Here is a 20,759-nt window from a genome sequence, read left to right on the forward strand (position 1 = left end):
CGTTCTCACCAAAACAAAAAAGGACAATTACACTAAGTCCAGGAACATATAATTATCGTGCTTCTGCACCAGGTGTTATTCCAAACATTGGGACTGAATATATGGAAAGTAATATGGGCTATACTTGGCAATTTTACATCGTAACCGAAAGAAGATAAATGAAAACTATATTAAACAATCCTTTCAGGACAGTTGGTTTGCTTGTAGGCACAACAGCAAAGGAGCAGACTAAGCAAATTAATAGGCTTAAGAAATTTATTGAAGCAGAACAAGAATCACAAGACGATTTTAGTTTTCCAATACTTGGTAGTTTAAATCGGAATATTGATAGTGTAGAAGATGCTGTTTCAAGACTGAACCTTGACCATGACAAAATGGATGCTGCATTGTTTTGGTTTTGGAATGGAAAGCCTATTTCTGATGAAGCAGCTATTGAAGCACTTAAAGACGGAGATATAGAAGGTGCATACCAAATTTGGGAACAACTAACTACTGAAACCAAAGATGATGGAAAAAAAGTTTGGAAATCTATTTCTGATAAAAATTATTCAGCTTTTCATAATAGCTCTGTATTGTCTTTAGTAAGTGGTAAAGGTGCATTTGTAAGTGCCATTGTAGCCAATATAAAATTTATAGAGAGTGATTATTTTGAGAAGTTTTTAAAGGATGCCGTTGATGAAACATATAAAGTTTCAAAAAAGGAAATCCAATTGAACTTTCTAAAAACCGTTTTTGAAAATATAGATAATAAAAAACTTGCAGACCTCGTAAAATATTTGAACGACTATGACTTTGCTGCTAAAGCTGATTTTCAAAAAGATTTGTTCAGAAACCAATTGAACAAATAGAACAAAAAATTGAAACAGCAAAAAACAAACGAAAATCAAGCAAAGCAAATGCCGCAAAGGCAGGTCAAGAACTGTTTACATCAACAGCAAATGACCTTACACAACTTAAAAGTATTACTGGCATAAGTGATATTAAATACACCTCAATAGCAGACAAACTTGCAAATGAAATTCTACAATGCAGTATTGATTATTTCAATGAAAATCAAGAAAAAGACAGTAATGATGATTACGCTGAATTAGCTTTGAAATTAGCGAAACAGGCCCAAACTATTGCTGCTGGTAATCTTGCAAAGGATAGGATTAAGGACAGTATCAATACGCTGGTTGAAATGAAGGACAGAGAAATTTCACAGGCGATTCAAGCATTACAGTCCGTGAAAGATGCTTATGAAACGAATAAAGCGGAGATAAATGCAAAGGTTATTTCAATGCCTTTGGGATACAATCAAACTGTAAATTGGAGCAAAGTGGAGAAGATGATTGAAAATTCTCTCAACTGGGATAAAGTTGTAGAATTAATTCAGAATGTTATTCCAATCCAAAATATTGATAAAATCAAAAATGTAAATAATCAGACAACCCTGAACCAATATAAAAGTTTGGTAGTATTCGTAATGAGCAAATTAAACTACTCTCAAAAAAACAAAGTCAGATATATCAGTTATTGGGAAGCACAAGGTAGTGTTGCAATGCCGACTACAGGCGATATTCAAAAATACCAGATTGGATTAAATGGGTGGCGGGGTATTATTCTGTTCTTTATTTTAATCAAAGTGTAACTAAAATAACAAGACAATGAAACAAATATTTATATCATTCCTTTTTTTGGCAAGCCAGAGCGTAATGGCTCAAACGGAAACTTTAACCAAGGAAGATTTATACAAGGAAATACAACCTTTAAAATCCAGCATTCAAACACTTCAAATTCAAAACAGTAATCTAAAAGATGAAGTAGCATTTTTGAAAAATCAAATTTTTGTTACATCTGGAACCATTGACAGCTTGAAAGCACAAGCACAGGCTAATAACAATGCGATTTTGTTAACAGCAAATGAATTAGGAATAAAAATTTCGGCAACTGAATCAAACACTAATCAAAAAATTACGGAAGTCGATGAATCTTTGAGCCAAAATTCACTTTATGGTATTATTGGAGTGCTTTCAGCTATTTTACTTTCAAGTCTTTGTACTGGCTTTTGAGTAAACGCCAAAAATTGATAAATCTGAAGTTGTTGAACAGCTAAGTCAAACCAAGGCCTCAATCGAAGAAAGCTTGATTAAGGAGTTTGGAAAGCAAACAGATCTAATTGAAAATCAGTTGCAGCTATTGGCAAAACAAAAAACTGATAGTTCAATGAATTCAAATTTAGAACCTGACCACTCATTGGCATTAAAGGTAGCGAGCGAAATCAACTTAATTGAAAGAAACATTATCCTAATGGACAAAGGGACAAAAGGTTTAAAACAGTTAGAACGCTCGGTTGGGAAATTAAAAGATAATCTTTCTGCAAATGGATATGAAATGCCAGAACTCTTAGGCAAACAATATCATCAGGGAATGAAAGTCATTGTAACAAGTTCAATTCCTGACGAAAACCTTGAAAAAGACAATGAAATAATCACTAAGGTGCTTATTCCACAAGTAAATTATAATGAAAAAATGATTCAAACTGCCCAGATTGAAGTATCTGTTGGCATTTAACCTTAACAAAAACAAAGTAATGAGAAATAAGATTGATTACGGCATTGACCTCGGAACAACAAATTCAGCAATTGCAAGAATGGAAAACGGTGTTCCAACTATTAAGAAATCAGAAACCTTAAAGGATACGATTCCTTCTTGCGTTCACTTTAATAAACGGCAAGATATATTGGTTGGTGACACAGCTTTTAATGTAATGAAAAATGACAACACCAGAGCATTAAAAACATTTGAATCGGGAAAAACAAACACCTTCATTGAGTTCAAACGGACGATGGGAACAACGCATAACTACGAATGTTCCAATATGAGTAAAAATCTCACTCCTGAAGAATTATCAGCAGAAGTATTAAAAAAGCTAAAATCATTTATTCAAGATGAGAATCTTTATTCAATCGTAATAACTGTTCCTGCAAAATTTCTAAACCCACAAAATGAAGCGACAATGAAAGCTGCGAAATTAGCAGGTTTTAAACACGTTCAGTTATTGCAAGAACCGGTTGCTGCGGCAACCGCATATGGTTTAACAGCTAAAAATAAAGATAGTTATTGGTGTGTGTTTGATTTTGGCGGGGGAACATTTGATGCAGCTTTGGTTAAATCAGAAGAAGGTATACTTTCAGTAAAAGATACGGACGGTGATAATTGGTTAGGCGGTAAGAATTTAGATGAAGCAATTGTTGATGAAATAATAATACCAAACTTACAAAAGAGTTATTCAATTGATTCCATCATAGCAGATACATATAAAAGGCAAATCTTAAGAGAAGCTATTAAACCATTCGCTGAAGAAATTAAGATTGAAATGTCATTCAAAGACAAGATAAATTATATTTCACCTCTCGGTTCATTACCATTTGAAGATGAAAATGGAGAAGAACCTGAAATTGAAGTTGATTTGTCTGAGTCTGAACTTGAAAGAGTTTTAGGGCCAATATTTCAAAAAGCTATTGATATTACAAAAGGGTTATTGAAACGTAATAATTTGAAAGGTTCAGATTTAGGTGCTTTAATATTGGTTGGTGGTCCAACGTTTTCACCTATTTTGAGAAGAATGCTAAAGGAACAAATTACAGAAAGCGTAGATACTTCTGTTGATCCCATGACAGTTGTTGCCAAAGGTGCGGCTTTGTTCGCATCTACCATTTCAGTTTCTGATGAAGTAAAAGAAGAGACAAGAGATAAAACTAAACTACAATTAGACTTGAAATATGAAGCAACATCTGCTGATATTGATGAAATGCTAAATCTTAAGGTATTAAAAGATAAAACTACAGGTAAAATACCTGAAAAATTATTTATAGTACTTGACAGAACCAGCAAAGGTGTAGCTTGGTCGAGCACACAAAAAGAACCCTCTCTAGATAAGGTAAATCTAATTCAGGAAATTCAACTGGAAAAGATGAAGCAAATACTTTTGCAATTATATTAACTGATGAAAATGGCAATAATATTGAATGTCAACCTAATCAATTTACAATCATACAAGGCATCGGTGGATTAGATGGAATGCAAGTTTTACCCTATCATATAGGAATAGCAAAACACTTCCACACAGAAGAAAAAGATTTATTTTTACCTGTAAAGGGATTGGAAAAAAACAAAAAAGTTCCTGCAACTGGTGTAGTCAATGGTTTGAAAACAAGACAAACAATTGTCCCTGGCAAAAGTGACGAAAAAAATACAATAAGGATTCCAATTTATCAAGGTGATTACAATGCAGAAGGTACAAATCCAGTCCTTAATAATTTCATTTATGAAGTCAGTATTAGCGGTGAAAATTTGCCAAAACTTCTTCCTGAAGGTAGCGATGTTAATATTACGATTAAAGTAGACAGGTCACAAATAATGCAGTTTACAGCAGAATTTCCGACCATAGAACATACAGAAGAACTAAAGATTGAAATTAAACAAACGGAACCGCCATCTGAAGAGTTACTAAATAAAGAAATTTTAAAAGCTAAAAGGACGGCACAGACAGTAAATGCTGATGATGTTTCTGAAAAGTTAGAAGCATTGGAAGAACAATTAGAAAATGAAAAAGGGAGTGCTGATGGCAAAATGAAAATACTTGATGGTTTGCGAAAGGAACTACTTAAATTGGATGGGGCAGAAAAATCAGCTCAATATCCTCAAGTAGAAGAAGAATTAAAAGAAGCATTTTTTGAACTAGAAGATTTAATTGAAAAAATCAAGAACAATGGTGCTGACGAAAATTTAAATATGAAACAGCTCGAAACGCACTTAACAGAATTTAGAAAAAGAGTTGAACACACAATTAAGGATAAAAACATTAAGGAAGCTAAAGACCTTATTAGAGAAATAGGACAATTGGACTTTGAATTGAGAAATGCTGTAACTGGTAATGCAATGGATGTTCAATATTTACGCCATATAAATGAAGAATTTAGCACCTACCATTGGAAAGATGCCAATAAGGCTAGACAACTACTTAATCAAGGGTTGCAAATGGCAACAAATGGAAATACATCTGGCATCCGAAACGTACTTATACAGATAATCGGCTTAATGCCTGACAATGAAAAACCAAAAGAAACTTTAGGCTAATGAGTATCACTAAAGGCATATTACCAAAAGGATTTTCACTCGATGAAAAGTACAATGTATTACTATTCATTAAACAGGGCAGTAATGCTGAGACATATCGAGCAAAAGGTTCTGACGGTAAATTGTATTTTCTCAAACTTTTAATTATGCCAAACTTAACCGTTCGGCATTTGACAGCGAAAACAATTTGCTTGAAATTGAGTTTCTGAAATCAATCAAACATCCAAACATTGTTTCATATAAAGACAGTGGTGAGTTAATTTACGAGGGTAAGAAATTTGGTTATTTGATTCTTAATTTCATTGCTGGTGAAACTTTAGCTGAAAAAATTAGTCGTGAAAAAATTGAATCTGTTTATGATTTAAAACAAATTATTGCCGCTGTTTTGAGTGGATTAAACTATTTACATAGTCTGCCTAACCCAATTATTCATAATGAAATTACACCGCAAAACATAATGCTTGATTTATCGGAAGACATTCCACAAGCAAAAATTATTGATTTTGGTTTTGCCCGTTCATTTCACCAATCCTCAAAAGCATATAATAAAGAAGGCCTAAATTTGAATTATGTAGCTTCAGAGTGTTTCAACAGTTTCTATTCCCCTCAATCTGATTTGTTTTCAGTAGGCACTGTAATGTATCATTTACTATTCGGTATGCCACCTTGGTTTAAAGACATTTCAAAATTTAAATCCGATAGAACAAAAGCTGAAGATATTCTTATTGAAGAACGCAAAAAGCCAATTTTGTTTCCTTCAGTTTCGGAAGAGATTGTTGACTTTGATGATTCCATTTTAAAAATTTTGAAAAAATCACTGCAACAAGACCCTGAAAACCGTTTTCAATCTGCAAATGAATTCATTCAATGCTTAAATGGTGAAATAGAAATTGAAGATGTTGACACTATTCAAAAAGTAAAGTCAGACAACAAGGACGAAAGAAAGATAAAAACTCAAAAGGCCAAAGGAAAAGGATTTGATGCAATTGCAGGGTTAGATGATTTGAAGAAGGAAATGAAAAGGTCTGTTATTGATGTTTTACAAAATCCTGAAAAAGCCGAAAGATATGGAGCTAAAATACCAAATGGAATGGTCTTGTATGGACCTCCTGGCTGTGGAAAAACCTTTTTTGCCAAGCATTTTGCCGAAGAAGTTGGTTTCAATTTTATGTTAGCAACACCATCTACTTTAAAAAGTCGATATATAAATGCTACTCAGGAAAACATTGCTAAGATGTTTGAAGATGCGGAGAAAAATGCTCCAACAATTATTTTCATCGATGAAATAAATGAATTACTACCAAATCGTGATAGTGATTCCCACGAAATGGCGAAAAGTGCTGTAAATGAAATGCTAGCTCAAATGGACAGAACAGGAGAAAAGGTATTTTTATAATTGGCGCAACCAATTACCTGATATGATTGATCCAGCTATGTTAAGGTCTGGTCGTTTAGAAAAGAAATTTTATTTGCCACCGCCTGACTTTAAATTAAGAAAAGCACTTTTTGAAATGAGTTTAAATCAAAGAAAAAAGGTCTTAGATTTTGGAATTGATTACGACAGACTGTCTAATCTGACTGAAAACTATGTTAGTTCAGACATCGAATCAATAGTTAATGAAGCTACATCAATGGCAATGGCAGATGATTCAAGGATAACCATAGGTTTGTTAGAGAAAGTGATAAAATCATTTAACCCTTTTTCCGAAAGAAGAATTAAGAAAATACCAAACCATTAAGGCAAAAATGGATGGCGAAAATATTGAACAAAAAAACGAACGACCACGAATTGGTTTTAAACCTTAATACAAAATAAAATGGAAACAATTTCATTCGACAAACTTTTGCTTAAAACAGCTTTTTGCTGTATGGCATCAGATGGCCACATAGATAAAAGAGAAGTTGCCCTTATCAATTCGATGTGTGAAAAATCACCATTATTCAGCAATTTTAATTTTCACGAAGAAGTCAATTTGCTTGTAAATAAAATCAATACCAGTGGTAAAGCTTTTATTCAATACTATTTTGACTTATTAAAAACATCGACTTTAACGGAAGAAGAAGAATTGACATTGATCGACTTTGCTTTAAAAACAATCAACGCTGACGAGCAGGTTGAATATTCAGAAATTAAATTCTTTAAAAATATTAGGCACGGTTTGAAAGTAAGCGATGAGAGAATACTGATGCAATTTCCAGCTATTGAACAATATATAGAAGAAGATATTATATCAGTTGGTTTTCTGGATAAAATCACGAGTCAGTATTTTCAGACAACTGAATTACCTCAATTTGATTTAATCAAGAATGAGAATGACTCAAATAAAAATGAATAAACTTATCAAGGTAATACTTGCTATTTTATTCTTCTCTTGTTTACTGGATATGCCTTACGGTTTTTATCAGTTCGTAAGGTTCGCAGGACTGATTGGCTTTGCAATCTTAGCTTATCAGGCAAACCAGCAAGGCAGACAAACAGAAATGATAATTTACGGTGGACTTGCTTTGTTATTTCAACCGTTTTTTAAAATTGCACTTGGCAGACAGATGTGGAACATAGTTGACGTAGTTGTAGGAATAGGACTTTTAGTATCAATATTTATGAAACCAAAGGAAAGCCAGCCCTAAAAGCAAGCACATTTGCAATTCACACAAGCCAACGCACAGACCAAAAATTGCAAAAGAGCTTGCTTTGCCAACGCAGACAAAATTGTTTTTAAAAAATTTCCCAACGCTTCAAAAAAAATAAAAATACACCGACACACAGCCCGACAAACACAGCAGACAATGACACAGAAACTCAATATTGACAAGGCATACAGCGACACGGTGGACAGAAGGCCAGCAGGTAACAGCGGTTTGGCAAAAAGCGGGTTCAGTGGTTAATTGAACATTCTACCTCGCATCAACTTTTGTGCTATGTTGACAGTTTTGAGCTCCGAAATCCGCTTCTTCGCAAAGCCGCAAACCGTTATGTGCCATTCTACCGACACGTTCGTAGTGAGAAACCAGAATAAAAATTGTATCTTTACAGACAAATTATAAATATAATGTACGAAATAGCGGAAGACGTTTTAAATATGGTAGAAGAGCCTAACTTTGGAGTTAGAAAAGAGTATTTTCGTCATAAAAATACTTTGCTTTTCACGGTGATATACTTAATACAGAACTCTTTAACAAGCAATTTATTGACTTAATTGTTACCTCGCCACCCTACAATGTGGGTATTGAATATAATTCAAATGATGATGAGTTAAATTACGAACAGTATCTTGAATTTTCAGAAAAATGGATGCAAAATTGTTTTAATTGGAGCAAAACGCAAGCAAGGTTTGCTTAAATATTCCATTGACAAAAAACAAAAGGTGGACATAGAGCAGTTGGTGCTGACTTGACTAAAATTGCTCAAAAAGTTGGTTGGAAATATAAAACAACAATTATTTGGAATGAGGGCAATATTTCTAGACGAACAGCCTGGGGTTCTTGGAAGTCAGCTTCTGCGCCCGTTGTAATTGCACCTGTAGAACTTATTGTTGTTCTTTATAAAGATGAATGGAAAAAACAAATGGTAGCAAAATTTCAGATGTAACAGGAGATGAATTTAAAGATTGGACACAAGGGGTTTGGGTATTTAATGGCGAGCAAAAAAACGAATTGGACACCCAGCGCCATTTCCGAAAGATTTACCTTACAGTTGCATTAAACTTGTTTAGTTATGAAAACGATCTAGTTTTGACCCATTTGTAGGAAGTGGTACAACATTTTTAGTTGCTCAAAATCTAAATAGAAAAGCAATAGGAACTGAATTAGATAGCGAATATTGCGAGTTAGCAAAAAATAGGATTTTAAAAGAAACAGGAACATTAAATTTTGAATTAAATGGCAGAGAAAATATCACAACTTGATTTAATCAAGGAATTTTTCATAAACAACCCATTAAGAGACATTCCGCATCAAAGAAATAGTAGATTGGCTTGTAGCTGAATTTAAGAAGCAGAACGGGAGAAGTTTTTGAGATCCAGACAGAGGTATTCGTTCTTTATCACAAAAAGGATTTTTAATAAAAGTTGCAAAAGGTGTTTATCGTTATGACCCTGAATATGTTCATAATAGAGAGTTAGAGGATTTTACAACTGCACAGAAAAAAGAAATTTTAGAAAGAGATAACTACAAATGTGTAATTTGTGGAAGAGGAAAACAAGACGGAGTTGAATTGCACGTTGACCACATAAAAGCAAAAGATTTTGGTGGAGAAGCAACCATTGAAAACGGACAAACTTTGTGTGCTCAACACAACTTTCTAAAAAAGAACTTCAAACAAACTGAAACGGGAAAGAAAATGTTTATCCGACTTTATGAATTAGCAAAAGTGCAAGAAGACAATACTCTTCAAAAATTCTGTGCTGAAATATTAGAAGTGTTTGAAAAGAACAATATAAATGGTCATATTGAATGGAAGAAATAAGAACGGCAAACATAACCTACCCAAAGGGGTTATTGCTTCGTAAGAAAAATTGTGATACTCTATAATTATTGCTTCGTATTTAATTTTAGTAGTATCTTTAACCGCCTTCGGGTAGCTGCAAAACGTTATCAGCAACCCTAAGACCCGACAATGCGACCATTAACCGACCGACATAAACCGACCGACAATGCAATTTTCGGCAAAGCCGTTTGGCTAACCCTTCGCAAAATTAAAAGAGCTGCAAGGCTACACACAAGCCAACGCTTTTGCAGCACATTTAATTTAGCCCAACCCCACCGCTCCACCGACAACATTCTGCAAAACCGACAATATTTTAACGTATATTTGCTCCGTTGAAAAAGCTAATCGCAATATCATTTCTCTTTGTATTTCTGACAGCAAACACAGAATTGCATCAGCTATTGAAGTTGCCAGTTCTCATTCATCATTACTTATCGCATCATCAAGACGAACAAGACAAATCGTTTCTCCATTTTCTTAGCGACCATTACAGCAGCACCCCAGAGCATTCGGACAACGACCACCACGAACACGACAACTTACCTTTCAAGACAAATGACTGTGCTACTGCTCATGTGTCTATTGCTTTTGTGAACCTTACTCCCTTTACTATTTCACGACCAATTACTTTTCAGGGCAAAGTTTCTCCTATCTACAACGGAGGTTTTTATTCTACTGTTGCCATCAGCAACATTTGGCAACCGCCAAAAATCAGTTAATGATTTGTGAGTTCTGTTAATGCGGAACAAAAAAATTGCTGACGGTGCTAACGCACCGCCAGTTTTCATTCATTTCATTAACATCAAAATCATGCTCAATAAAATAATTGCGTTCTCTATAAAGAACAAACTCATCATCGGGCTTTTCATTTTAGCCCTCATTGGTTACGGCAGTTACCAATTTACAAAACTGCCTATTGATGCCGTGCCCGACATCACCGACAACCAAGTGCAGGTAATCACTTCCGCACCTTCATTGGGAGCACCCGACATTGAACGACTCATAACTTTCCCAATTGAACAAGCCAACAGCAACATTCCCGGACTAAAAGAAATCCGCAGTTTTTCACGGTTCGGACTTTCACTCATCACCATTGTTTTTGATGATGATGTAGATGTTTATTGGGCAAGGCAACAAGTAACGGAACGATTAAAAATTGCACAAGAGCAAATCCCAAAAGGACTTGGCTCACCCGAATTGGCACCAGTTACAACGGGCTTGGGAGAAATCTATCAGTATGTAATTCGTGCCAAACACGGTTACGAAACAAAATACGATGCAACCGAATTACGGACAATTCAGGACTGGATTGTTCGCAGACAATTGTTAGGTGTGAAAGGTGTTGCCGATGTGAGCAGCTTTGGTGGCAAGTTGAAACAATATGAAATTGCTGTTGATGCCAACAAATTAAAATCGTTCAACATTACCATTAACGATGTATTCACCGCTTTGGAAAACAACAACGGAAATACAGGCGGTGCATACATTGAAAAAAAATCAACCGTGTTGTATATCCGAAGCGAGGGTTTAATCGGAAACATTGATGATATAAAAAATATTGTGGTAAAAAACACTTCCAACGGCACTCCGCTTTTAATAAACGATGTGGCAGAAGTTCGCATTGGCACCGCTATTCGTTACGGTGGCATGACTTACAATGATGAAGGCGAAGCAGCAGGTGCAGTAGTGATGATGCTGAAAGGAGAAAACAGCAGTGCAGTTATTGAAAATGTAAAAGAACGCATCAAACAAATTGAAAAAACTTTACCCGAAGGAGTTGTAATAGAACCATTCTTAGACAGAACAAAAATGGTGAACAGTGCTATCGGCACAGTTTCAAAAAATTTGTTGGAAGGAGCATTGATTGTAATCCTCATTCTTGTTTTGTTTCTTGGCAATCTAAGAGCAGGTATCATCGTTGCCTCTGTAATTCCTTTATCTATGCTATTTGCAGTTATACTGATGAATATGTTTGGAGTAAGTGGAAACCTAATGAGTTTAGGTGCTTTGGACTTCGGTTTAATTGTGGACGGAGCAGTAATTATAGTTGAGGCGTGTATGTTTCAATTGCACATATCAAGTCAAAAGAAAGTTTCACAACTACAAATGGACGACATTGTTTACAACACTTCAACTCGTATGCGAAATGCAGCCGTTTTTGGCGAGTTGATAATCCTTGCGGTGTATTTACCCATTTTTACTTTAGAAGGTATTGAAGGAAAAATGTTTAAGCCAATGGCACAGACCGTTGCCTTTGCTTTGTTGGGTGCATTTATTCTTTCACTCACTTACATTCCTATGATGAGTGCATTATTTCTTTCCAAAAATATTTCTCACAAGAAAAATATCTCTGACAGAATGATGGGCGTTTTGGAACGCATTCATCAAAAGTATTTGCAGAGAGTTTTGAATTTTCCTAAAACGGTGATTGGGGTCTCGGTTTCCCTTTTGCTGATTTCGCTTTTTGTTTTCTCAAAAATGGGCGGTGAGTTTATTCCAGAATTACCCGAAGGAGATTTTGCAGTAGAAACACGGGTGCTTACAGGAAGCAACATCAACACCACAACTGATGCTTGTTTGAAAGCGGCACATATTCTCAAAAAGGAATTTCCCGAAGTAGAAAAAGTAATTGGTAAAGTTGGAAGCGGTGAAATTCCAACCGACCCTATGCCAATGGAAGCAAGTGACATGATGATTATATTAAAAGACAAATCGGAATGGACTTCAGCCGAAACATGGGAAGAGTTGGCTGAGAAAATGACCAAAGCATTGCAAGATGTGCCAGGCGTTACTTACAGTTTTCAATATCCTGTTGCCATGCGTTTTAATGAATTAATGACTGGTGCAAAGCAAGATGTGGTTTGCAAAATATTTGGTGAAAACTTAGACACACTTTCAAAATATTCAAAGTTGTTGGGTGATGTTGCAAGTAAAATTGACGGTGCAGAAAATATTTATGTAGAACCTATTGACGGTTTACCGCAAGTAATAATAAGTTACAAACGCAACATCATTGCTCAATACGGTTTAAATATTGCTGACATCAATCGAGTGGTGAACACTGCGTTTGCAGGGCAAAGTAGCGGACAGGTTTTTGAAGATGAAAAGCGTTTTGATTTGGTAGTTCGCCTTGCAGGTGAAAACCGACAGAATTTAGAGGATGTGCAAAACCTCTTAATCCCAACTTCACAGGGAACACAAATTCCCCTCTACCAAGTTGCCGATGTTTCCATTCAGGAAAGTGTAAATCAAATTCAGCGTGATGATGCCAAGCGAAGAATTATTGTTGGCTTCAATGTAAACGGCAGAGATGTGCAGAGTATTGTAAAAGATTTGCAAGAGCAAATTGAAAAAGACTTAAAACTTCCATCGGGCTATTATATTACTTACGGTGGGGCATTTGAAAATTTAGAAGCTGCAAAAAAACGTTTGTCTATTGCAGTGCCACTTTCTTTACTTCTCATATTTCTGTTTCTCTATTTTGCTTTTGGCTCTATCAAGCAAGGACTGCTTATTTATTCCGCAATTCCGCTTTCTGCTATTGGTGGAATTTTATTTCTGTTTTTCAGAGGAATGCCTTTCAGCATCAGTGCAGGAATTGGTTTCATTGCTTTGTTTGGTGTAGCGGTGCTGAATGGAATTGTTTTGATTGCAGAATTTAACCGCATAAAAGCCGAAGGAGAAACAGACACCAAACAAATTGTTTTGCAGGGAACAAAACACCGTTTGCGACCCGTGCTAATGACAGCATTTGTTGCATCACTTGGTTTTTTACCAATGGCATTAAGCAACGGTGCAGGTGCAGAAGTGCAACGACCATTAGCAACCGTTGTAATCGGTGGACTTTTGATTGCAACTTTCTTGACGCTTTTCGTTTTACCTGTTCTCTACATTTTGTTTGAGAAAATCGGAAAGAAAAAATCTGCAAACGGAAACACAATAGTTGCGGCAACCATTTTATTACTCACACTTTTTTCTTTGCAAAATGCAAACGCACAAACGCCAATCAATTTGCAAACTGCAATTGACACCGCTTTGAAAAATAATTTATCGGTGAAGAATGAAATGCTCAATGCCGAGTATCAAAAGAAACTAAAAGCCGCAGCCGTTGATATTCCGAAAACTTCGCTCACAGGCGAATACGGACAGTTCAACAGCTTTTACAAAGACACCAAATTTGGCATTTCACAGTCCATCAGTTTCCCTACTGTTTATGCAAAACAAAAATCTTTGCAAAACGAAACTTACAAAAGCAGTGTGCTGAATATTGCAGTAAAGGAAGCAGAGTTGAAAAAGCAAGTCAGCGAAGTTTTTTACTACTGATTTATCTAGGTGAGAAAAGAAAAATTCTTTTGCAAAACGACAGTGTGTACGCTTCGTTTTTGGATAAAGCAAATTTGCGTTTCGCCAAAGGCGAAAGCAACATCTTAGAAAAAACAACAGCCGAAACACAACGAGGACAAATTACCATTCAACTAAACCAGTTGAACAGCGATATTGAAATTTTGCAACTGCAATTTCAAGTATTGCTGAATACGCAAACTATTTTTACTCCAACGGCAGACAATCCAAAACTTGCTTTTACTGCAATGTTGGACACATCAGCCATCAGCAACCATCCTCAACTAAAAGTTTTGCAACATCAAAAAACAATTTCGTTGGTAAACACTCAACTGCAAAAACAAAAATTGTTGCCAGAATTAAATTTAGGTTACAGCAACCAAAGTATTCAAGGCACAGGAGCAGATAATGTTTTATATCCTAAGTCCGAAAGGTTTAATTCGGTGCAGTTTGGTATTGGAGTTCCTTTGTTTTTCGGTTCGCAAAAAGCAAAAATCAATTCGTCAAAAACTTTGCAGTTGATTTCTGAAAACAATTATCAGTTGGGTTTGCAAGCTATGAAAACCGAATTACAAACCGCTTACAAGAACTATCAAACACAACTGCAAACTGTAAAATATTTTGAGGAAACCGCTTTGCAAAATGCAAATATCATTACCAAAACCGCGAATGAGCAATTTGCAAATGGCGACATCAATTATTTGGAATGGACTATGCTAATTAATAATGCAGTTTCAATTCAAAGCAATTACACCGATGCAGTAAACTCACTGAATCAAACAATCATTCAACTCAATTTCTTAACTTCTAAATAAATTTCAATCATGACAAAATATACCATCATAGCAATAGCGTTTTCAATTCTCACTTCTTGCGGAGACAAGAAAACAGAAACAACAGGAACGGAAGAAACCTCAAACGAAACAACCGTTGAACTTACAGATGCACAACTCAAAAACTCCGAAATCAAAACAGGAAAAATTGAGCAACGCAATATTTCTTCATTGCTAAAAGTGAATGGGAAAATTGAAGTGCCGCCACAAAATATGGTTTCAGTCAGCGTTCCAATGGGCGGTTATTTGCGTTCAACAAAATTGTTGGCAGGAATGCACATCAGCAAAGGCGAAGTAATTGCCACAATGGAAGACCAGCAATACATTCAACTGCAACAGGATTACTTAACGGCTAAAGCACACTTCACTTCTATTGAAGCAGAATACAATCGTCAGAAAGATTTGAATGCAAGTAAAGCCAGCAGCGACAAAGTTTTTCAGGCAGCACAAACCGAATATCTCTCACAAAAAATTCTGATTAAGTCCTTAGAAGAAAAATTAAAACTCATCGGCATCAACCCGACAACGCTGAACGAAAACACAATTTCAAAATCCATCAGCATTGTTTCACCCATTGACGGATTTGTTTCACAGGTAAAACAAAATATCGGAAAGTATGTAACACCGACCGATGTGTTATTTGAATTGGTAAACCCTTCCGACATTCATTTAACGCTTACCATCTTTGAAAAGGATTTGTATAAAATTTCAATCGGACAAAAAATATTTGCTTACAACAACACCAACCCAAGCAAAAAATATACTTGCGAAATTATTCTCATCGGCAAAGATGTAACACCCGAAAGAACCATTCAGGTGCAAAGCCATTTTGAACAATACGACAAAACTTTAATTCCCCGGAATGTATATGAATGCAGAAGTTGAAGTTGCTACTAACAACGCTTTTGTAATTTCCAATGACGGCATAGTTCGCTTTGAAGGCAAGCAATATGTTTTTACTCAAACAGACAAAACAAATTTGAAATGCAACCCGTAACTACACAAAACACAGAGTTGGGTTTTACTCAAATAACCTTTGCCGACAGCACAGACATTTCAAACAAAACTTTCGTTACCCAAGGAGCTTATACTTTGCTAATGAAAATGAAAAACCAAGAGGAGGAATAGATTGGAACGACAAAGGACACCGCTACTAATGCCAACGCTTTTGCACTCACATTTGCTTTTTTGCCATAGCACCGACCAACAAAAAAAAGCAAAAGAGAGTGCAAGCAAACGCACAGGGACAGTGCAACAGTTCCGTGCAAACTTGACACGACAGCACTTCGGACGGACAGAAGGGTAGCTGATAACAGCGGTTTGGCAAAAGTGGCGGTTCAGTGCTTCGTATGACAGTTTTGTGGGTCAACAAACAGTAGTGCTTCGTATCAACATTTGTGGTGAAAATCGCCACCTTCGCCAAGCCGCAAAACGTTATCTGTCATTCTACCCGACCATCGTGCTGACTTCAACGACCGAAAAACATTAGACAAAAAACCTTAACTTAGCGACCGAATTGTAACGCCAAGAATTAAGAAAACTGTGTTTTCACACAATTTACTCAAATAGGTTGATACTATCAAGTTAACTTTTATGCAAAGTTCAACGATATTGCGAAAGAAGTCTTATCCAATCTGAAATTTTGAGACAAATTGACAATCAATCACTTGGACTCACGATTTGGCGAATAAAAGTTTGAAGTTGGCAATTTAAGCGGTTTTGACATTAGCAACGGACGAACTTTGTTTGCCGACATCAAAAATAAGCACAACACAATGAACAGTAGCTCGGCAGAAAGTCTGTTTCAGAAATTGGCTCGATATGCAGACGACTACAAAAAAAAAGTTATTGGGTTCAGATTTAGCGAAAATAGTTTTATGAACTTTGAAAGGCGAAATCAACGGGAAAGAATATAGTCACAGCCGAGTTTATAAAATTTCGGGACCAATTTTGCTTTGCTTTCAGGACAACAAGATGCCCTATTGCAGTTGTACAAGGCTTACCAAAAGCATTAAAGATTATTTAAGTCAATAGAAAATTTCCTTACCTCGTTAAATTGGTTAATTCGTCCTCTCCTAAAATTACAGGAACAGTTTCCAATCTGTTTATACTGTTGGCAACAGACCAATTTCCAACATGGGAAAGTTTGTTGGCCACGAACTATGGTTTGGGCAGGCCAAGTTAAAGCAAAAAAGTCCCACCAACTTCTTGCAAGTTCATTTTCCGCCGCCAAGATGAAAACTTCCTTAAAGATTTCTGAATTTCCAAAGGCAAAACGCATCCGGTGGCACTAAATCCAATACTTCATTTTACTGTGTTTGAACCTCCGTGGTTACCTTTTTTGTTGTCAACTTCTAATTCCCTTTTGTGGAACATTAAATTAACTTTCACCCGCCCTTTCATCAAAATGACCATTCCTTGCAACTTTTCCATTTTCGGCTTAACAACACGAACGTTTTCGCCAATACAAATTGTGGATTCTTTTTAAACTCTTGCAAATAAAAACCAGCCAAGCCGTTTTTACCCTCTACGAAAACCACTTTGACTTTCACCGCCACAACCCTCCCTTTCTAAGCTTCTGACAATGATAAATATTCACTCATAACCAAGTAGTTTAACCTTATACAATGGTTACAAATTTAGAGAAAATTGAACCAAAAGAACGGACGAAAAAGAACGACAGATAACAGCGGTTTGGCAAAAGTGGCGGTTCAGTGCTTCGTATGAAACTTTTTCATAAATTTGAAGTTCGTGCTTCGTATCAACATTTGTGGTAAAATCGCCACCTTCGCCAAGCCGCAAACCGTTATAGCCAATGCTAACAGACGACAACAGAATATAAATTTTAACAATTAAAACAACAACACAATGAAAATTTGGAAAGAATTCAACAGCTCCCATTCGAGCAACATTTCAATCATCGGGACATTCACAAACATTGACGATGCAGAAAAAGCATATGCAATGATTGAGGATTTTGCACTTTCTTCTTGGGAAGAGCGACACCCATCTTTAAAAGAATTTAATGAACATTGGGCCGCTCATTTTCACGCAGACATTCCTTATATCGGAATTTTTGCAGAAGAAATTGAAAGTGGTATTGACAACGCACCTGACATTAACAGAAATGATGGAACCATCACAATTTCTCATTTCCGCTCAAACAACATTGGTGGCATCATAAAGCTAATGAGATTTGCCGGTGCTGACAAAATTGTTGTAGAATGAAAGCAAGAGTTGAACCACAGGGACTTCATTACTACTGTCGAAAAAGTGGAACACACATACTTTTAGATGAGGTTAAAACAAAACCGTCAGCTTATAGTATTGCACCTAGGACAGTCAGCGTAGCCATTACAGACGAGTGTGATTTCACTTGTTCATATTGCTATGTTAATCTTAAAGACCGTTATCTAAAAAAAGAAGATATAATTTCCTATTGCAAACATTTTGATAAACTGGGGACTTTCGACATTGCCTTTGGAGGTGGCGAACCGACTTTACATCCAGACTTAATTGAAATCTGCAAAACAATTTGGAAAGAAACTCAATTGGGTATAAGCATAACTACTCACGGACACAACCTTAGTGAAGACTTTATTTCAAAACTCAAAGACTACATTTCATTTATTCGAGTTTCAATAGATGGCATTGAACCAATTTACAGCCAATTAAGAAAAAGCCCCTCGACAACTTGTTGCCGAAATTGAAACTTCTAAACGGACAAATTCCATTTGGTATTAATGCTGTAATTAATAAACTTACAGTAAATCATCTTGACGACTTAAAGTCATTATTTCTTGAATACGGTGCATTTGAACTTCTTCTTTTACCAATGTGGCATAAAGGAAAATATGTGCTTACCGACAATGAGTGGTCAACACTTAATCAATGGATAGAAAAAAATCACAAGGAAATTCCAATACGCATTTCAAGTGAATCAAAGAAATATCTTAATCTCCCATTTCTATTTGACAATGAGGAATGGGACAATGACTATGGCTTTATTGGCATAGACAAAACGCTAAGAAAAAATTCATTTACTAAAGACGGCTTAAGCATCGACAAATATGACACATTTGAACTTCTATTAACCGACTGGAGAAATACAATTACGACTCTAAATTAAAAATGAAAATACGGACGACATTACTCACGAGACAAGGAAGCACTGGCTATAACAGCACCTACCCAAAAGGCGGGGTTTCGTGTTCCAAAGACAGTTTAGTGGTTAATGGAAGTTTAGTTTTTCAAATCAGGTTTTGTGGTAAAACTCCCGCCCTTCGGGTAGCTGCAAAACGTTCAAACTGTCTAAAAACTACCCACACATTTTTGTTGAATAGTAACTTCAATTTATAGGTTATGAATTGCAATTTATGTATGGAATACATACAAGAAACAAATAGGAATCAGGCCGAATTAATTAGTAATAACTTAGAACAAATTATTTTTTTCAGCACAGAAATTATTCTTTTAAAAAAGCATTACTGCAAACCACTTATACCGCTTTCAATAAGTTTTTAAAAGCAAGAATTATTATCTTTAAAAAAGAATGGAGGTTTTTAGACGGACTGACGTTGGGCACCATTTGTTGTAACCATATTTTATTTTGTAAATTTTAAAATGACGGCAACAGAATAAGAAACAAAATGATACAAAGCAGTATTTACTTTCAACTCACTTAAATGAATTTTACTGTATACGTTTCTTATTACTAGCCTTGACCCACTTGGATTTATTGCATTCTGGACAAGTATATTTTGTAGTAGCTTCCAATTTTACCGTATAACCGCAAAAGGTACATGCATAGTGTGCAGTTTCAATAATTATTTGGCTGGAGAATTCCAAAGAATCAGGCATGATTGGCAATCCATATTTTACTTCCAGGTTAGGAAAATAAAAAATGCTGATGCTACCGGAACTTTCAATAATCGCTTGCTCAATTTGACCTAGCTGTGAAACACCTTGCATCCGAAGCTCAGCAAAAAACTCATCTTCCCCTAACGTTTCTTTTGTAAAATTTTTAATTAAAAATATACCATCCCTAATTAGAAAGATAGGCTTTCCTTCCATCAGCCTTTCGAATTTTTGATTCTTCCCAATTAGATAAGTAATAAAGCTGTAGAGGCCAACTATCATTATAAAAACAATTAGAGCAGGTAAAATTCCTACATCTTTATAAAACATTGGATCACCTGCTGCCGAGCCTAAACTGATAATAGCTACGAGTTCAAATATTGATAGTTGCTTAACCCCACGTTTACCCAATAACCGGAGGCCTACTAATATTATAATAAACATTATAAAAGTGCGCAAAACAGTCTCGGGGAGAAAATTCCAATTTTCTCCTCCTAACATTAACTCTTTCCAATTGAACGCTGTTGAAGTCAATAAAAAATACATGTAAATTAAATTTAGCGAGTTAATGTATTCAATAAATCGATTGTGTTATGCTGCATGTTATGCCGGTTAATATCCATGGTACTATAAAAGTGCATTCCAAAATTAGCGAAATTAAATCCCCATTTTTAACAAAAAAAATTTTGAATAATTATGATCGCTTGTCGTTGTAACTTCGGCTACAAATCGCTATCAGCTTTGGTTTGGTGCTTGACTCTTTCTAAATTCCTTTTCGTTAATTATTATTATAACATTTCTTCTTCAACATTCTCACCGAGCAGACGATTGTCAAAATCCCCACCTGCGGCTATGCAGAACATCAAACTGTCTAAAACTTTTCACACATTATTGTTGAATAACAATTAGCCTTTATAGGTTTTGATTTGCAATTTGATATATGCAATATATAAAAGGAACTAATAGAAATCAATCAGTACTTCTTGCCTACCGTTAGGCAGGGTTGCACAAAACTTAGATCAAATTATCAGCATTGATAATGAAGTGCGGCTGATAGATTTTTTTGCTAAAAGCATTTGCAAAAACAATCAACTTCTAAATGGTAATTAATTTTTCAGCAC

Annotated in this window: 14 protein-coding genes and 6 pseudogenes; 19 read left to right on the forward strand and 1 reads right to left on the reverse strand. The window is 35.6% G+C overall.

What is annotated here, in order from left to right:
* The 19 genes and pseudogenes from IPN31_01840 to IPN31_01930 all read left to right on the forward strand — a co-directional run.
* On the forward strand, window positions 1–158 hold a 158-nt coding region (locus tag IPN31_01840), incomplete at its 5' end, for a hypothetical protein (protein MBK8680655.1).
* Window positions 159–848 carry a hypothetical protein gene (locus IPN31_01845; GenBank protein ID MBK8680656.1) on the forward strand — a complete coding sequence of 230 codons (690 nt, stop codon included), beginning with the start codon at window positions 159–161 and terminating at the stop codon, window positions 846–848.
* Between the two features lie 245 nt (window positions 849–1,093).
* A complete protein-coding gene (locus IPN31_01850; protein MBK8680657.1) occupies window positions 1,094–1,630 on the forward strand; it encodes a hypothetical protein in 537 nt (178 codons plus the stop codon).
* Between the two features lie 16 nt (window positions 1,631–1,646).
* Window positions 1,647–2,051 (forward strand): hypothetical protein, encoded by a 405-nt coding sequence (locus IPN31_01855; protein ID MBK8680658.1) that lies wholly within the window; start codon window positions 1,647–1,649, stop codon window positions 2,049–2,051.
* Between the two features lie 73 nt (window positions 2,052–2,124).
* Entirely contained in the window at window positions 2,125–2,553 is a 429-nt protein-coding gene (locus IPN31_01860; protein MBK8680659.1) for a hypothetical protein, read from the forward strand.
* Window positions 2,554–2,572: 19 nt separating this feature from the next.
* Window positions 2,573–3,985 carry an Hsp70 family protein gene (locus tag IPN31_01865; GenBank protein MBK8680660.1) on the forward strand — a complete coding sequence of 471 codons (1,413 nt, stop codon included), beginning with the start codon at window positions 2,573–2,575 and terminating at the stop codon, window positions 3,983–3,985.
* A 77-nt stretch (window positions 3,986–4,062) separates the two neighbouring features.
* A complete protein-coding gene (locus IPN31_01870) occupies window positions 4,063–5,121 on the forward strand; it encodes a hypothetical protein (protein ID MBK8680661.1) in 1,059 nt (352 codons plus the stop codon).
* Window positions 5,121–6,927: pseudogene (locus IPN31_01875) on the forward strand (AAA family ATPase). The gene IPN31_01870 and the pseudogene IPN31_01875 overlap by 1 nt, the downstream one beginning before the upstream one ends.
* An 11-nt stretch (window positions 6,928–6,938) precedes the next feature.
* Complete coding sequence (locus IPN31_01880; protein MBK8680662.1) at window positions 6,939–7,457, forward strand: TerB family tellurite resistance protein; 519 nt, start codon at window positions 6,939–6,941, stop codon at window positions 7,455–7,457.
* On the forward strand, window positions 7,450–7,749 hold the full coding sequence (locus IPN31_01885) for a hypothetical protein (GenBank protein MBK8680663.1): 300 nt from the start codon (window positions 7,450–7,452) through the stop codon (window positions 7,747–7,749). Before IPN31_01880 ends, IPN31_01885 begins: the two co-directional genes overlap by 8 nt.
* A 452-nt stretch (window positions 7,750–8,201) precedes the next feature.
* Window positions 8,202–9,026, forward strand: a pseudogene (locus tag IPN31_01890) (site-specific DNA-methyltransferase).
* Window positions 9,001–9,586: pseudogene (locus tag IPN31_01895) on the forward strand (HNH endonuclease). Before IPN31_01890 ends, IPN31_01895 begins: the two co-directional pseudogenes overlap by 26 nt.
* A 353-nt stretch (window positions 9,587–9,939) precedes the next feature.
* The gene (locus IPN31_01900; GenBank protein MBK8680664.1) at window positions 9,940–10,326 is read left to right on the forward strand and encodes a hypothetical protein; all 387 of its coding nucleotides are present in this window, start codon (window positions 9,940–9,942) and stop codon (window positions 10,324–10,326) included.
* A gap of 91 nt (window positions 10,327–10,417) precedes the next feature.
* Window positions 10,418–14,763, forward strand: a pseudogene (locus IPN31_01905) (CusA/CzcA family heavy metal efflux RND transporter).
* A 9-nt stretch (window positions 14,764–14,772) separates the two neighbouring features.
* Window positions 14,773–15,909, forward strand: a pseudogene (locus IPN31_01910) (efflux RND transporter periplasmic adaptor subunit).
* 499 nt (window positions 15,910–16,408) lie between these two features.
* Window positions 16,409–16,796 (forward strand): annotated as a pseudogene (locus IPN31_01915) (Eco47II family restriction endonuclease).
* 853 nt (window positions 16,797–17,649) lie between these two features.
* Window positions 17,650–18,009 (forward strand): hypothetical protein, encoded by a 360-nt coding sequence (locus IPN31_01920; protein MBK8680665.1) that lies wholly within the window; start codon window positions 17,650–17,652, stop codon window positions 18,007–18,009.
* Window positions 18,006–18,491, forward strand: a complete 486-nt coding sequence (locus IPN31_01925; protein MBK8680666.1) for a radical SAM protein — start codon at window positions 18,006–18,008, stop codon at window positions 18,489–18,491. The genes IPN31_01920 and IPN31_01925 overlap by 4 nt, the downstream gene beginning before the upstream one ends.
* Complete coding sequence (locus IPN31_01930; protein ID MBK8680667.1) at window positions 18,488–18,910, forward strand: hypothetical protein; 423 nt, start codon at window positions 18,488–18,490, stop codon at window positions 18,908–18,910. Before IPN31_01925 ends, IPN31_01930 begins: the two co-directional genes overlap by 4 nt.
* Window positions 18,911–19,473: 563 nt before the next feature.
* Here IPN31_01930 and IPN31_01935 read toward each other — a convergent pair.
* Complete coding sequence (locus IPN31_01935; protein ID MBK8680668.1) at window positions 19,474–20,184, reverse strand: DUF421 domain-containing protein; 711 nt, start codon at window positions 20,182–20,184, stop codon at window positions 19,474–19,476.
* Window positions 20,185–20,759: the final 575 nt, after the last annotated feature.

Source organism: Bacteroidota bacterium (genome assembly GCA_016715425.1).
Classification (GTDB): domain Bacteria; phylum Bacteroidota; class Bacteroidia; order Chitinophagales; family BACL12; genus JADKAC01.

Excerpts from the sequence above, each read along its gene's own strand:
- IPN31_01845 (MBK8680656.1), top strand. The coding sequence starts at position 159 with ATGAAAACTATATTAAACAATCCTTTCAGGACAGTTGGTTTGCTTGTA.
- IPN31_01855 (MBK8680658.1), top strand. The coding sequence starts at position 1,647 with ATGAAACAAATATTTATATCATTCCTTTTTTTGGCAAGCCAGAGCGTA.
- IPN31_01865 (MBK8680660.1), top strand. The coding sequence starts at position 2,573 with ATGAGAAATAAGATTGATTACGGCATTGACCTCGGAACAACAAATTCA.
- IPN31_01870 (MBK8680661.1), top strand. The coding sequence starts at position 4,063 with ATGCAAGTTTTACCCTATCATATAGGAATAGCAAAACACTTCCACACA.
- IPN31_01880 (MBK8680662.1), top strand. The coding sequence starts at position 6,939 with ATGGAAACAATTTCATTCGACAAACTTTTGCTTAAAACAGCTTTTTGC.
- IPN31_01885 (MBK8680663.1), top strand. The coding sequence starts at position 7,450 with ATGAATAAACTTATCAAGGTAATACTTGCTATTTTATTCTTCTCTTGT.
- IPN31_01920 (MBK8680665.1), top strand. The coding sequence starts at position 17,650 with ATGAAAATTTGGAAAGAATTCAACAGCTCCCATTCGAGCAACATTTCA.
- IPN31_01925 (MBK8680666.1), top strand. The coding sequence starts at position 18,006 with ATGAAAGCAAGAGTTGAACCACAGGGACTTCATTACTACTGTCGAAAA.
- IPN31_01935 (MBK8680668.1), bottom strand. The coding sequence starts at position 20,184 with ATGTATTTTTTATTGACTTCAACAGCGTTCAATTGGAAAGAGTTAATG.